We start from the raw sequence: 15,261 nt of genomic DNA, 5'->3' as shown, positions 1-15,261 counted from the left end.
ATTTTTTATCAAACTTGATTGGGTTGACGATAGCCTCCCTTGATTGACTGCAATTATTTGCTGAATGTCCAACACAAACACATTAATATTAAAACATATCTACATTAAAATTATATTTATTAAATAAATATTTTTGCAAAAAAATGATTTAGTCTATACCAGCATAAGCATAACCTTGGAGTAGTGATTTAGTTTAGACTACCATAAGCTCATCCTTCGAAGTTAGGCACTCCTGATTTTTTGACCTCATCCCAGCACTGAATAACTCTTGAGAGTTCCTCTTTCTAAGGACTTCTTGGGAGGGATTTTTCCACCCACGCAGAGATCGAGATTTCTAGAGAAGATTTACGTTTCCCTATGCTTTAGGGTACAGAATCCCATCTCAATGTCCCATTCTCCATAGCCCAAGTGCAAGAAACCCACTCCTTTAAGGGGTGAAATTTTGCAAGTATTTCTAAACCCAACCATGAAAACATCTACCAAATTGCTAACTCGCCTGGACTATTACTACCAGCAAATCAAAACGATTATCCTGACTCGCCAAAATCCAATTACCGGTTTACTACCTGCAAGCACAGCGATTACAGCCCACGGCGATTATACAGATGCCTGGGTGCGAGACAATGTTTACAGCATTTTGGCAGTTTGGGGTTTAGGACTTGCATACCGCAAAATTGACGACGACAAAGGACGCACCTATGAACTAGAACACAGTGTCATTAAACTGATGCGTGGGTTGCTATTTGCGATGATGCGACAGGCTCATAAAGTAGAGACATTTAAACATACTCAGTCGCTACTAGATGGACTGCACGCCAAATATAATACCGCGACTGGTGACATTGTTGTTGGTGATGATGAATGGGGACATTTGCAACTTGATGCCACATCTATATTTTTGCTGATGTTGGCGCAAATGACGGCTGCGGGATTGCCAATAATTTATACAATTGATGAAGTAAATTTCGTCCAAAATTTGGTTTACTACATTGGACGAGCTTACCGCACGCCAGATTACGGCATTTGGGAACGCGGTAATAAAATTAATCGGGGAAATGCTGAATTAAATGCCAGTTCTGTAGGCATGGCAAAAGCTGCTTTAGAAGCTATCAACGGACTAGATTTGTTTGGTGTGCGTGGTAGTCAAGCATCGGTGATTCATGTGCTACCAGATGAAATCGCCCGCGCCCGAATTACACTAGAATCCCTATTGCCGAGAGAATCTGGTTCCAAAGAAATTGATGCGGCGCTGTTAAGTATTATTAGTTATCCTGCCTTTGCGGTAGAAGATTTGGAGTTACGCGATCGCACCCTAAACGATATTATCAATAAACTTGCAGGTAAATACGGCTGCAAACGCTTTCTGCGTGATGGACACCAAACCATTTTAGAAGATAATCACCGCTTACACTACGAACCGTGGGAACTCAAGCAATTTGAGCATATTGAATGTGAATGGCCGTTATTTTTCACTTATTTAGTTCTAGATGGATTATTTCGCGGTGAACAAGAACAAGTTAAAAAATACCAAAATCTTTTAAAATCATTACTTATAGAACAAAATGGTTTGCGTTTATTGCCAGAACTTTATTATGTTTGTGCAGAAAACATAGAGGCAGAAAAATTAACACCTCAAACGCAACCACGTTTGCCCAATGAAAATATTCCTTTGGTGTGGGCGCAGAGTTTATATTTCCTCGGTGAAATGTTGAGTGAAGGTTTAATCGCAGTTGGTGATATCGACCCTTTGGGAAGAAATTTGTGTGTGGGCAAACAGCGCGAAGCATTGGTACAAATTGCCTTGTTAGCAGAAGATGAAGATTTACAAACGAAACTAGAAGTTCACGGAATTGAAGCGCAAACACCCGCCCAATTAGAACCGATTCAAGTGAGAAAAGCTGAAGAGTTTTCAGCTATTTATACCCAAATTGGACGTAACGACAAACTTGGTTTAACTGGGCGGCCAGTGCGACGGTTGCGGAGTTTGACAACATCGAGAATCTTTCGGATTAGCGGTGAAACAATTGTATTTTTGCCTTCCTTTTCAGACTCTCAACAGTTTTATTTAACCCTTGATTACCATTTTTTACTGGATCAAATTAGAAGCGAACTAGCTTACATTCAAAAATATTGGAGCGACTTAGGTCGTCCTACCTTAACTTTAATGTTGACGCACACCATGTTAGAAAGTGGTTCTGAAGCATTACTAGAACTGATGCAAGAACTCAAAGATGGTGTTTGTAACGGCGTGCAGGTGAAATTAGGGCGGCTAAATCAGCTAATGTTAACAGCCGGAATCCAAAGAATTGATTTTCTACCAAATGCAGAATTCGCGCGATCGCCAGTGAAAAATGCTAGCCCACGTTGCTATTATTTAGCTTATCATCCTGATAAAAACTGGCGCTTAGGACATACCCAAGAATTTCAAATGGAGTACGAAACTAACTTGGGGTTATTGCTTTCTTACTTGCGTTCATCAGAGAATATTTACGAGCAAATCGAGTTATTGCAAACATTAACTCGCTTGCAGGGAATGAAATTTGATACGGGGTATGGCGGCCCAGGATATCCTGTCACCGTAGGCGATTTACTTGATGAAGTTTACACTAAAGCCGGAGATTTAAGCATTTGGGCAGTAGTGCGTCGGGCTGCGGGGTTACGCCAAATGGTTGATATCAGCCTATCAGATGCAGTCACGAGTATTTTGGTGCGGGGTAAGCAAATTGCTGTGGGTAAAGCTTACAGTGAAGCGTCCTTGATTAGCGTACCCATGTCTCACGATGAAATTGCTGATAAAATTAATCATTTTTGTCGTGAGGATATCCGCGATCGCGTCCTCACTCAAGAGATTTTAATCTATGTTGGTATCTTAATTCGCTCAGAACCCGAACTATTCCAAGGACTACTAACGCTGAGAGTTGGCTATCTGATCTTATTAATCACCAGCGAACTAGCGCGGGAATTGCACGTTACTCAAGATGAAGCTTACGATCGCTTAATGCAACTTTCACCCTTTGAAGTGAAAATGCGCTTGCGTCAGGTATTAACTGGATATACTGGTATGAGTAACCTGTTGCGCCAGCAAGAATCACTCCATGTCAAACAAAAAGAAAGTGATATTGCTTGGGTAGTATCACCAGGAATCGCCGAAGGGATAGAAGTTCCGCCAGGTGGTTGGCGGCGGTTTCGCCAAGCCGAGGGTGCGACGGGGCGCGTACCAAAAGAATTTTTTAAACAAGTTTGGCTATTAATGCAACATTGCAAGGGTCTAGTAATTGGCGATAAACTAGAGCGGCGCAATCGTTTAGATAGTGAGATAATGTTGTCGGAAATGACAGCCGGGGAAAGGAATTTTGCGCTGTTAGTTGAGCATTTGCTGAATAAAATCGAAGCTCCAGAATATCGCCAAGTTAATATTGAAGCATTAATCGAATTAGGAGCGATCGCGGCTAATAATCCCAAGCTGCAAATTGAAGAATATATCGTATTGGATGTGTTAATTGGCCATGCGGTGCGGTTAGCGTGGTTAGAGAATCATAGTCAACGCAGCGATCGCTATGATGAGGATAAGGCGAGTGCGTGGCGATCGTTTTACAATACTTCTCCTAGAGATTGCGCTAGTTATATTTTGAAGGCATTCAGGTTCTTAACGGAGTTTGTGAAAGATTTTTAAACACAGAGGGCGTTGAAAAAAAATATCCCCCACCTCCGATTCCAAAAGCAGGGGTTTTATTAAAACTACTTAACAGAAACAGCATCAACATCAATAGTGCTTCCACTAGAGGTAGAACCCTCAGTAGTATTAGGTACTTCAGCACCCACCTCACCCTTACGAGCTTTCCAGCCCTCAATAACTAGCCCAGACACTTCACTAACTAGCAGAGTCAATAGGAAAACATCATCAATCTGTCCCACAACGGGTATAAAATCTGGGAGAACATCAAATGGGCTGACCAAATAAACCAACGTTCCTAAAATTACCCACCAACGATATTTGGGGTTACGAAGTACACTGCGATACCAGGTATAAAGTGATTGGATTGAAAATTTCATATTTTGAACCTCCAGTTATCATTTATTTTGACAAATTATTCTAAAAATTCACGGTGCGAATAACCGTCCTAGTTAGTTGGGAGGATGCTACTAGTAATCTGTCAACAAAGACAAATACAGTATCTGGTGCTGATATCTACTGCTCTAGCCATAAGAGATATGCCTATATACTGATTTTACTTTACTAAAGATTTTATAAATTGCTCGGTATAGTCTTAAACTTCTGTGCAGATCCCAAAGAATAATCTTCTAATTTAAAATCAGCAAAAGGCTTCTTTTCTAACCTATTCCGTAGCGCCTCGTCAAGAATGACACCTGATGATTCTCTTTTAACACCAATAATTATCACACTTGTTTGATATGTCGTTAAATCTTGATTTGCCTGACAATCACTCCGTTGAAATTGACCCAAATTCAATAAGCGATAAATTTTGACACTTGATGTATTAATAAATAATTTTTTAACCAAAAGTTGTATTTGTTTAGAACGTTCTAAAGCCACACGTTCTTGAATTAATCTATCACCTTTACAAGAAGCCGTGCCGACAGAGATAATTTCATTGGGAGCTTCCATTATATTCTCTATACCTTCTTGTTCTAAATTCAACTTTAAAAGGTCAATGCTAATAATTTCATCATTGGATTTAAGTTGAAAGTTGCTACCTAAAAGCCATTTATATTTTAGTGATAAAACCGCTATATTAAATTCCGCTATCCTTCCCTGACTATCCTTCCCTTCTTGATAAGAAAAGTAATTGATATTACCTTTTTTTTCTGGATACTGTCTGTAATAAGATGTGTCAGGTAAATCTGATTTGCGTATGGCTAAACTCACTATACTAAGTAACCCTAATATGACTAATAAAACTGCAAAAAATGTCAATATCGGCACTTTTTCCGACTGCTTATTTGGAGATAATGAGTTGTTATTAATATCTCCAGTTAAATGCTCAATATTAGAAACTTCTCGGATATTACTATTTGTTGAAGTCGTGTCTGTTAATTGAGTTTCTATTTCTTCTAGTGAATGCAATATTTCTTGAGTACTGGCAGGACGTTTTTCTATATCTAATGCTGTTAGCCAATCAATTAAATTCAATAGTAAAGGTGAAATATGGGTCGCATGATTTTGCCAGTGCAACAAATTTTGCTGGACATCATACATCTCCAAAGGATGATATCCTGTCAGCAAAAATACAAAAGTGCGTCCCAAAGCAAAGAAATCTGACTGCGGTACTGCTTGACCATTCATTTGTTCTGGGGCGCTGTAGCCAGATGACATAAGTGCTGTCATCTTGTCGCCATTGCTTAGTTGGTCTTGGTAGGTTTTATTAATTTCATTGGCGGTACCAAAATCAATCAGTACTAGATTCCCCCAACCCTCCTCAAGGGGGGATCTAATCATAATGTTAGATGGCTTAATATCTCGATGTAGGTATTGTTTGCTATGTACTACATCTAAAATTTCTATCAACTGTCTTAACCAGTCTATGGCTTGTTCTTGGGATATGGGGCTATTTTGCTGTAGCCACTGTTCTAAGTTGTAGCCATCGATTTTTTCCATTGCAATGCAATGCAACACTAAACCATTTCGGGTTTGATACTGGAAGTAACTATCTTCTTTGGGAATTCCAGGATGCTTGAATTGTCCCAACACCGTTATTTCTTGCTGAAATAGTTCTACTGCTTGGGCGTTGTCTGATAAATCTTCTTTGAGTATTTTGAGAATTTTGGGGGTATTTTGTTCGTATGCCTCATAAACTTTACTAAAACCTGTTTTGTCACTCAATAGGCACGTCACCCGATAACGCCCTAGCAATTCTAGATGGGAACCACAACTTTGACAAAAGCGGTTTTGCTGATTATTCGGATGATTTGGTTTAGGGCAAACGGGATTGATACAAAGGCTCATGACAGGAGAGTGGGGAGTAGGGGAGCAAGGCAAGGGAGCAGGGGAGCAGGGGAGTAGGGGAGCAAGGGAGCAGGGGAGCAGGGGAGCAGGGGAGAAATTGCAGTAAGTTTTCCCCTCAGCCTCTTTGCACCTCAGCCTCTTATACTCAATGCCCAATGCCCAATGCCCTGTTTGGCCCATGCCCAATCCCCCTAGACATCGCTTCTATTAATTCTTCTGTTGCTGTATGACTAATCCCGTTTAATAATCATGAGATTTTTTATTTGTGTTCTGCCAAGAAAGCTGCCACAGTTTGGTTAAATGCCTCTGGTTGTGTCAAAAACGGCCAATGATTGCCAGGAACTTGGCAGATACGTAAGTTTTGAAGATAGGTTTTGTAAGGTTGAATTTGCCAATTTTGGCGATTTAATCCTTGTTTTGGCTGGATGAATAGGGCAGGGATGTCAAGGGGAATTGTAAAACCGGGCACTTGCATGACTGCCTCAAAAATTCCGTCGCGGGCGGCTATAGTAAATTTGCTGCCCCAACTTCCATCGGGTTTTTGTTCTATTCCTGCTTGGAAGACTTGCTCTTGTAAAGAAGTCCATCCTTGATATTGCTTTAATTGCCGTGCTTGTTGTTCGGCTTCTTGTTGACTGGCAAAGGGCCCCATGCTTTTAAGAAAAGGCAAGAAGCGATATAACATCGGGAAAGTTACCCTGAAAAGACTGGGCATTTTCCAGATAAAAATCGGATCGACGAGAACTATACTCCGTAAACGTTTTGGGTTTTGTCTTGCCCAGATGACGGCTAATTTACCTGTCCAAGAGTGACTTACAATATGGGCAAAAGTCCATCCAAGACTATCCATAAGCGCTTCCAGGTCTGCGATCGCACTCTCAAAGCTATAATCTATCTCTGGTTTACTACTTTGGCCATGTCCCCGCATATCTGGCGCAACTATGTGGTAATCCGCCGCCAAGTAATCTCCTAAACTAGACCACACCAAAGCATGATCGCCTAAGCCGTGTAACAGCAGTAAAGGTTCTTGACCTTGATTCCATTCTAAATAAGAAAGTTGGATATCAGGTTTTGATAAAGTTTGACGTACAGGCATCATTGCACATCCAGGCTTAGATAGTTTTGCGTTTATATGGTACTGCGAAAGAAGATGGGGAGCAGGGGGGCAGGGGAAAAGGTTAAAGGTTAAAGGGAAAAGGAATAAATTTAATCTTTCCCCTTTTCCCCTTTCCCTTTTCCCATGCCCAATGCCCAATTCAATTGTTATCATTTACCACTTTATGACTCTGAGGATTGTACCAATTGACACGAAATAATGAGGCTAATGAATGCCAAGATCAAGAAAAGGATGCCCCAAGGATATTAAAAGTACTATGCCAGAATTACACCAATCAATTGCCCAGCATTATCACGAACGGACTAAATACAACCCTGATACTCTCGCCTCTAAAAGCCAGCGATTAGACTGGACTAAACAGCCAGTTCCCTTTAAAGAGTACAAAATTGGCTCTACTTTTGATCTCAAACCCTATATCCAAGACAAAGCAGAGGCTTATGCTAATAACCCAGATGCTAAATGGTGGCAAAGATTTTCACGGCTATTGTTTCGCAGTTATGGATTGACAGCAAGAATGCCTTCTATGGGTAGTGCAGTGTATTTACGCGCTGCTCCCAGTGCAGGCGGACTATACCCTGCCGAGGTGTATGTGGTTTCCCGTGGTACATCGTTCTTGCCGCCTGGTCTATATAACTACCAGTGTCGAACTCATTCTCTCATGCATTATTGGGAAAGTGATGTTTGGCAAACTTTGCAAGCAGCTTGTTTCTGGCATCCTTCTTTAGAAAATACCCAATTGGCAATTATTGTGACTGCGGTATTCTATCGTTCTGCGTGGCGCTATGAAGATCGGGCTTATCGTCGGATTTTTCTGGATACGGGACATCTGTTGGGTAATATCGAGTTAGCTGGTGCGGTTACTGATTATCGCCCCCATTTAATCGGCGGCTTTGTCGATGAATCAGTTAACGATCTGCTTTATATCGATCCGCAACAAGAAGGTGCGATCGCTGTCTTACCTCTGGCAGACTTATTAGATGTTAATCAAAATTTACCATTGGGATGTACTGCTTTACCTTCCGCTACTGAAACCAGTTATCCTCAAATCCCTGATGGCGAACTACTAACATATTTCCATCAACATACCCAGATTCAATCAGGTGTAACTGGTAATCTTAATCTACCAACTATTAAACAAGAAAAATCTTTAGAGGATAAATACAATTTTCCTTTCTGTTTAAAAATTCCCACCACTACTGCACCTATAAACTGGGGACAAAAACTATCAGAACTAGAAACCACTATGTATAAGCGACGCTCTACCCGCGCTTACAATGGTGATGATTTAAGCTTCGATGAATTGAAAAGTTTACTCGATTTCACTTACCAACCGCAAAATTACATCGACCAAAGTTTAGATATTTCTCCAGACTACTTCGATCTAAATTTAATCGAAACATTCATTGCTGTTTGCGGAGTCAAAGGACTGGAGGCGGGTTGTTACTATTACGCGCCCAAAGCCCAAGAATTACGCCAAATCCGGTTTAAAAACTTTCGGCGAGAATTACATTTTCTCTGTTTGGGACAAGAATTAGGACGGGATGCGGCAGCGGTATTATTTCATACAGCCGATTTGAAAGCTGCGATCGCCCAATATGGCGATCGCGTTTACCGTTACTTGCACATGGATGCTGGTCATTTGGGACAACGCCTGAATTTAGCTGCAATGCACCTGAATGTAGGCGTCAGTGGTATCGGTGGATTCTTTGACGATCAAGTAAATGAAGTTTTGGGCATTCCTGCTGATGAAGCTGTTTTATATATCACCACATTGGGACGCCCAAGATAACAATAATCCCAGAGACGCTGAGAATCTAGAAAGTTTCTTTCTCTGTCCTTTACGTCTCTGTGCAAGCTTACGGGGCTACAACTTGGGCTAAGATACAAGATAAAAAAAGCCTCATCGCCCTTTGTCCTTGTAGGTAGTACTGGTGCTTGTTAGGACTTAGTGTAAATAATTAGGCAACTAATTCGTAGGAATCTTTTATATCTATCCATATAATTGAATATAAAAACTGCTATGACGGCGAATAGTCCGTCCAGATTCTTTAATTCCACCGATATATTTTTGAATACCTATACATTTAATTTATGGTTGGGGTCTAAATACCCATCCATGACGTAATTCAGAATTGCGTTAGCGCAGCGTAAAGCCTTCTCTTCTCTTTCAGAGACGCTAACGCGAACGAGAGGCTTCTCTTTCAGAGACGCTAAGGCGAACGCCAACGGCATGGCTTCGCTTAGAGCGAGTCTGCGTACTCTGTAAGAGTTGCAAGCTACGCTTTTAGCGTCTCGTAGAGAGCGTCATTGCGAATGGGATTTTGGTAAATCCGGGTAATTTAGATTTTAGTCAGTTTTTCCTGAATGAATGTCCTGTTTTGCCTCTCGACTAGCTGTAGATGTGATTAGAAACGGATTATTAGGGAGAATTCTTTGAGCATCGAAAACGACGGTCGCGGCAGTGGCAGGTAGTGTTAATGGCTTTTGTATTAGTTATAGATAGCGTCGGCGCAGCCCAACCTAGTCATCGCTATAGACTGGTGAAGCTCCGATATTAAGCTGGTGTTATGTTGAATGGGGCAAGAGTGATAAAAAAGGGTTAATGTCTCTTACCTGCTCCCAGATATAGCTCACCCACTTTCGGGTCATTCAACAATTCTTCACCAGGGCCGGAGATCGCATCACGTCCCGATTCTAATACATATCCACGATTAGCCATCTCTAAAGCTTTACGGGCATTTTGTTCAACTAATACGATCGCAGTACCTGCCTGATTAATTTGTTTAATCTGCTCGAACACTTGTGTCACCAAAATCGGCGACAAAGCAGCAGATGGCTCATCTAAAATCAGCAAACCAGGTGACAACATTAAAGCTTTGCCCATCGCTAGCATCTGGCGTTCTCCTCCAGAGAGAGTACCAGCACGTTGACGACGGCGATCGCTTAATCTCGGAAACATAGTAAATATTTTATCTTTAATTGGTTTCAAAGGAGTGTTAAGCACAAAAGCACCCATCTCCAAATTCTCTTCAACACTCAAAGAAGGGAAAACATTGGCGATTTGCGGTACGTAGCACATTCCTCGTTGGACAATTTGATTGGACTTTAGCCCCACGATATTTTCACCTTTGAAAGTAATTGTGCCTGTGTGGGGGATCAAAAGCCCAAAAATTGCTTTTGCCAAAGTAGATTTACCTGCACCGTTGGGGCCAATCACTGTCACCAATTCTCCTGGTGCAACTTGAAAATTCACACCTTGCAGGATATCTACATCTTTGATGTATCCAGCGCGAACATTTTGAACTTCTAATAAATAGTCATTAGTCATTGGTCATTTGTCATTGGTCAATCGATTTTGGATTTTAAATTTTGGATTTTGGATTGACCCCGACCACAACTTGTACTGAGCGTAGTCGAAGTAGGGTACGGGGCAAAATGATTTTAAATTTTGGATTTTGGATTTGTTCCGCTTGACTTCGGACGGGGCATGAACAGGAATAATCTAAAATCTACAATCTAAAATCTAAAATTGGCACGGTCAAGTCAAACATCACTATTGACTGTTGACTATGGACTATTACGGAGTTTTTTGCAACTCTGGTCGTTCTTCTGGAAGAATTGCCCCTTCTACAGGGCAAACTTGGAGACAGATACCACAGTCGATGCAAGTGGCAAAGTCAATCCAGTACCAATCTGTTCCCTTGGCATTTTTGCCCGGGCCATCATGAATACAAGCTACTGGACAGGCATCTACGCAGTCAGCAACGCCTTCACAGACTTCTGTAACAATTGTATGCGGCATGTTCTCGATTCCCTCTCTTCTGTATCGGCTCTTTCTAGCCTAGCAATTAGTTTAGTTCTGTTGGCTGGCAAATCGTAACGCTTTCTGAACCAGGATATCTTTTGAAGTGCTATGGCAACAACTTGAAACTAAGTGTAATACATCTAAGAATCAAAGAACCGGAGATCAATATAGTAAACACAGAACATAAGACAAAAAATGATGAACGGTCCCCATCGGTAATATTGCAATAGTATAACTAATTTTTCTTCAGTATTTTTAATGAAATTATTAAGGCGATGATTCAGTATTTCCAATTCTATATCGTTGCGATTGGAGTAAGTTTTGATGTCGCGCTCGCCAATTTTGCTGTGATAATTTTGGCATAGCTGGCTAAAGGATGATATTGATGAATCAGTTTTATATTTTAGATTCGTGAATAAATCAAGAATCTAAAATATAAAAAACATTTGCTTATCTAATCCGCTTTACAGATACAGGAGAACGTTGGTTTCCATCATCAATATTGACAAATATTGGTGGACTATCAGGTAGAATTGAAAACAAAAAGTTATCAGCACGATAAGTCGGATGCTTTATCGAAGTTCCAGCGTAGACGGGATTATAGCCCACGATAAGTAATCCTTCTGCAAAAGGTCTGAGGTACATCGTTTGGTCTACAGCTTCCGTCTTTTCTAACAAAATGTTATAATACCTAGTTCTCATTGTTCCAGAATATCCGTCCATTCTGAGAATACTTTTATGAACAATTCCACCAGCGCTATATGTTAGCTCCCAAGTTCCCTCAATTGGGCTGGCTAATTCTGATACTTGAGCAATAGTAACTTGTGAAGACTGAGCAACATCAATCGAAGATGCAGTGGTAGGTGCTTCTGTTTTGGCGCTTTTCGCATTTGCTGACTCGATTCCAAACAGCCCCATGCTACTAACTACTAAAATCCCAGTCCAAGCAATTTGTCTGATATTCATAGTTTTGTGTTGTGTTATAAATGGATGAGTTGAGACTATATACTTTGCAATAGTCATGCTATTGACAGCAAAGCTTTTGCAAACGATAAAATCATTTGCAGAGTATGCAATTAACTTGTGAAAAGTCTTATTTCTGTAGAGAAGAGAATCGCTGATTAATGATTGGATAATCAGTGTTTTTTACCCTACAAAGGACTATCGGAGGCTAGAGCAATAATCGACGATAATATTTACGTAACTTTACAAAAAATATAAACTACTTTAATTTAGAGACTATTTATAAAGTAAAGACAAAATTCTTATAGGGTGTGTTGGGCGCATATTTCGAGATTAATTGTCACGATAAATATGAACTGAGTGCCTAACGCACCATTTTAGATAGTGGTGCGTTACTTAAGATTTACTAGATCCCCGACTTCTCAAAGAAGTCAGGGATCTAACTTTTAACGAATGATTTAAAACTGTTATAGATGTGTTTTAACTTATTATTAATTAGGACAAGCAACATCTTGAGCGAGAACAAGCTGCGAATTTTTATTTACAGTAACGATCGCCCGCGTAGTATTTTCTTTCCGATCGCCATTCACATTAAAACTAATTGGTACACTTGGCTCAAAACTAGTTGCTAAACCTGGCTTGGATATAATTTTTTGAATAGTATGACTTAATGCTGCCACCTTTTTGAGAGCTTCTTGATTTTCAATTTCTGTATCAAACAATTTACTTTGAATACTTTTTCTACCCACGGATGGATTTGAGATCTCAATAGCTTTCAACAACGCCTGAATAGCCTCGTATGCTAAGGCTGTGCGTAGATTTAAATCACCGCCCCAGTATTTACGTATCTGATCTGCAAAAGGTTTTGCACCACATTGATCTGGATGCCAGCCAACTGCAAGAAATAAGATATCTTTTGTCGTTTCTAGAGGTAGATCACGAACTTTTTGAATATAGAGAGTATTTGCCCCTAAAATTATTTTTTTCCCTTTGTTCCATTTGATAATATTAATTGCCTTCTCAAATGCTGTGTTCTCGTTAGTCTGACCATCGGGCAATACTACTAAAGCATCTGCCTGATTCATAACCTCCTGTGGAAGTTTTGTGGAATCAAATTTTGCATCATATAGATTATCAAAGCTCTTAATTACACGTCCGTTATACCCTGTTCCTTGAAGGACACTCTTAAACTGGTTGAACAAATCTTTGCTAAATAACTCTTTCTTGTTATAAAAAACAACCACTTTTGGGTCTGATTGCTTGCGATATTCAATTAAATATTTCACTAAACTTTCGGCTTCTACTCGTGTTGATGAAACTGTACGGAAGAATACTTTAGAGGGATCGCCACCGCAGTCTGGCTTGGCTTGAAGGTCAAAAACGGTGCTGGTTGGAGAAATAACTACAAGTGGTTTTGGGTCTTTGGAATAAACATTCAAAGCTGCACAAGTGTTCTCAGAGGTATAGTGCCCCACGACAGCCAGAATTTCATCTTTTTTGTAGAGCCAATCTGCAATTCGTCTAGCTTGAGCGGGGTTATTGTTATCATTAGCAATAACAACTTGTAAGTTGATCCCTTTCTTATTGACGGCTACATCTTGCGCTTGAGCTACTCCCAAGAAGATACCCTTTCCAGCATCAATATTCAATGGCGCAGCAACAGCAATAGTGTAAATTGGCAAATTTGAATCTTGGATACGCCGAAGATTCACGACAGCGTTGTTACGATAAATCAGGATTTCAGGGTCTTGTAGCGCATTTTTTTCCTCTGTATTAAGAGATGAAAGGGGTGGAGCATCTTCATCGTTTTCTTTTGGACGAGGATGGAGTTTATCAAAAGTATTCACAGCTTGTTCATATTGACCACGATGAAATTGTTTAATAGCTTCTTCTTTGTTTTTGAGATATTCTCCACTCAGTTTTACTCTGCTATTAGCAATTGCCTTTTCACCATAGCTGATAAAATTCTCTATGCAGATTGAGGGAAAAATCTGACAGCGGTTGATCCAAATTTGACTACTTACTACAACTAAAGTAAAGGCAGCAAATCCAAGAATAACAATCAAACAATAACGACCGAAATAAGATCGCAAGCGCGACAGTAGCGATAAAGCTGGCGAAACTAAAAATCTAGTAATGAAATGACGAAGATTAGATAGTAAGCGCCGCCATAGTGGTGGAGGAGGTGGCGGTGGCGGTGGCGGGAGAGGTGGCTTGGGAATTGGGGCAGGCCAAACTAACTCTGGCTGATTCGGATTGACGCAAATGACGGGTAGCCAGGAAGCAGCTGGAAAATAAAATTCTAGAGGTTCGAGGCGATCGCGAGCCTTACGCACTGCCAAACAAAGAGGTGTACCTTGAGAAAATTCCCTCAAGAAGTAGAGTAAGAATTGACAGGCAATGCGATCGAGCACAGGTTCCCGCATCACAATCGCAACTGGTAGATTCAACTCTGTTAAAAAATCTGCAATTCCTAAACCATCACAAGAATTGAAGATTGCCAACTTTAAACCTCTCATTACCGCTGTCGTTAAACTTTGACGTAACGCATCTAACGGTAAATTATTACCTTGACTAATTTGAATTGTGCCACTGTTTCCCTGACTGGAACTATGTCCGGCAAAAAACAAAATATCCCAATTTCCATCAAATAACAGGCTAGACAGAGTTTCTGGACTCGGCTCTGATATTTTAGTAATTTCTGCTCCACGCTGTTTCAGGATCTCTAACGCTGCTTCATCTTCTTCTAGTTTTAAACGACCATCATGACTACCGAAAATAGCTAAAACTTTGATTGGTGCTTCTAGGATGGCTATTGGACTATTATATTTAGTGAATAAAGCAAACTCAGCATTAGGAAGCTGGCTATGGCTAAATAAATCCCATAAATGCCAGGGGAGTCTACGCAAAATATCATTTTCTGTGTCAAATGCTGTAGAGCATCTAATGATAATAGGGACAGATTGATCCTTGCGGACTCTTGCATTTGCCCGAATGCGATCGCGCAAACTACTGAAAGCAGTATGCCGAAACCATGTCCTACAACGGTCACGTAGGTCTGTAGTTCTTTGTCTCCAATCTGCATAGGATACGTTCGTTTTTTGTCCAGAAATTGCTTGAAGCGCACGACTGCGCTCTAGTGATATTTCCTGCCACTCTCCATACAATTGCGGCATTTCAGGTGCAGCAGGAATAACAGGTAAATCATTATATTCTTGAATAGTTCGACCATCTTCTAAAATCTGAAGCGACAGGGTAAATCCCTCAGCGAAGCTACCAGCACTAATTCGGATAACGACAGCAACGTTTTGAGGAAATTGAGGGCTAGAGGGGGACTGCACCATAGACAACAATAGGAGAGCGCCTGGAGATAAAGAATTTCTTAAGAAACAATTCAGGAGTCAGGAGGAG

Annotated in this window: 9 protein-coding genes; 2 read left to right on the top strand and 7 right to left on the bottom strand. The window is 40.6% G+C overall.

The genetic code is table 11. The features are described 5' to 3' along the window. Positions 1 to 466: 466 nt before the first annotated feature. Positions 467 to 3,673, top strand: a complete 3,207-nt coding sequence (locus tag RMY32_RS05195) for a glycoside hydrolase family 15 protein (RefSeq protein ID WP_322715304.1) — start codon at positions 467 to 469, stop codon at positions 3,671 to 3,673. Positions 3,674 to 3,738: 65 nt separating this feature from the next. Here the strand turns inward: RMY32_RS05195 and RMY32_RS05190 are convergent, their stop codons facing one another. The 3 genes from RMY32_RS05190 to RMY32_RS05180 form a co-directional block, all read right to left on the bottom strand. Further along, a complete protein-coding gene (locus RMY32_RS05190; protein ID WP_322715302.1) occupies positions 3,739 to 4,053 on the bottom strand; it encodes a YkvA family protein in 315 nt (104 codons plus the stop codon). Between the two features lie 193 nt (positions 4,054 to 4,246). Then, positions 4,247 to 5,965 (bottom strand): serine/threonine-protein kinase, encoded by a 1,719-nt coding sequence (locus tag RMY32_RS05185; RefSeq protein ID WP_322715301.1) that lies wholly within the window; start codon positions 5,963 to 5,965, stop codon positions 4,247 to 4,249. A gap of 259 nt (positions 5,966 to 6,224) precedes the next feature. Further along, entirely contained in the window at positions 6,225 to 7,061 is an 837-nt protein-coding gene (locus RMY32_RS05180; protein ID WP_322715332.1) for an alpha/beta hydrolase, read from the bottom strand. A 277-nt stretch (positions 7,062 to 7,338) separates the two neighbouring features. Between RMY32_RS05180 and RMY32_RS05175 the strand changes: the two genes are divergently transcribed. After that, positions 7,339 to 8,871, top strand: a complete 1,533-nt coding sequence (locus tag RMY32_RS05175) for a SagB/ThcOx family dehydrogenase (RefSeq protein ID WP_322715300.1) — start codon at positions 7,339 to 7,341, stop codon at positions 8,869 to 8,871. Positions 8,872 to 9,681: 810 nt separating this feature from the next. On the opposite strand, the gene RMY32_RS05170 is transcribed toward RMY32_RS05175, so the two are convergent. The 4 genes from RMY32_RS05170 to RMY32_RS05155 form a co-directional block, all read right to left on the bottom strand. Next, positions 9,682 to 10,410, bottom strand: a complete 729-nt coding sequence (locus tag RMY32_RS05170) for an ABC transporter ATP-binding protein (protein ID WP_322715298.1) — start codon at positions 10,408 to 10,410, stop codon at positions 9,682 to 9,684. Between the two features lie 249 nt (positions 10,411 to 10,659). Next, a complete protein-coding gene (locus RMY32_RS05165) occupies positions 10,660 to 10,884 on the bottom strand; it encodes an indolepyruvate ferredoxin oxidoreductase subunit alpha (RefSeq protein WP_104907250.1) in 225 nt (74 codons plus the stop codon). A 453-nt stretch (positions 10,885 to 11,337) separates the two neighbouring features. Continuing rightward, positions 11,338 to 11,853 carry a hypothetical protein gene (locus tag RMY32_RS05160; protein ID WP_322715296.1) on the bottom strand — a complete coding sequence of 172 codons (516 nt, stop codon included), beginning with the start codon at positions 11,851 to 11,853 and terminating at the stop codon, positions 11,338 to 11,340. 488 nt (positions 11,854 to 12,341) lie between these two features. Then, complete coding sequence (locus tag RMY32_RS05155; RefSeq protein ID WP_322715295.1) at positions 12,342 to 15,194, bottom strand: ABC transporter substrate-binding protein; 2,853 nt, start codon at positions 15,192 to 15,194, stop codon at positions 12,342 to 12,344. Between the last annotated feature and the right edge of the window lie 67 nt (positions 15,195 to 15,261).

The sequence above is a fragment of the Nostoc sp. ChiSLP03a genome (genome assembly GCF_034531215.2).
Lineage (GTDB): Bacteria > Cyanobacteriota > Cyanobacteriia > Cyanobacteriales > Nostocaceae > Nostoc.
Note: the sequence above shows the minus strand (reverse complement) of the source record. Positions and strands in the feature narration are given on the sequence as shown.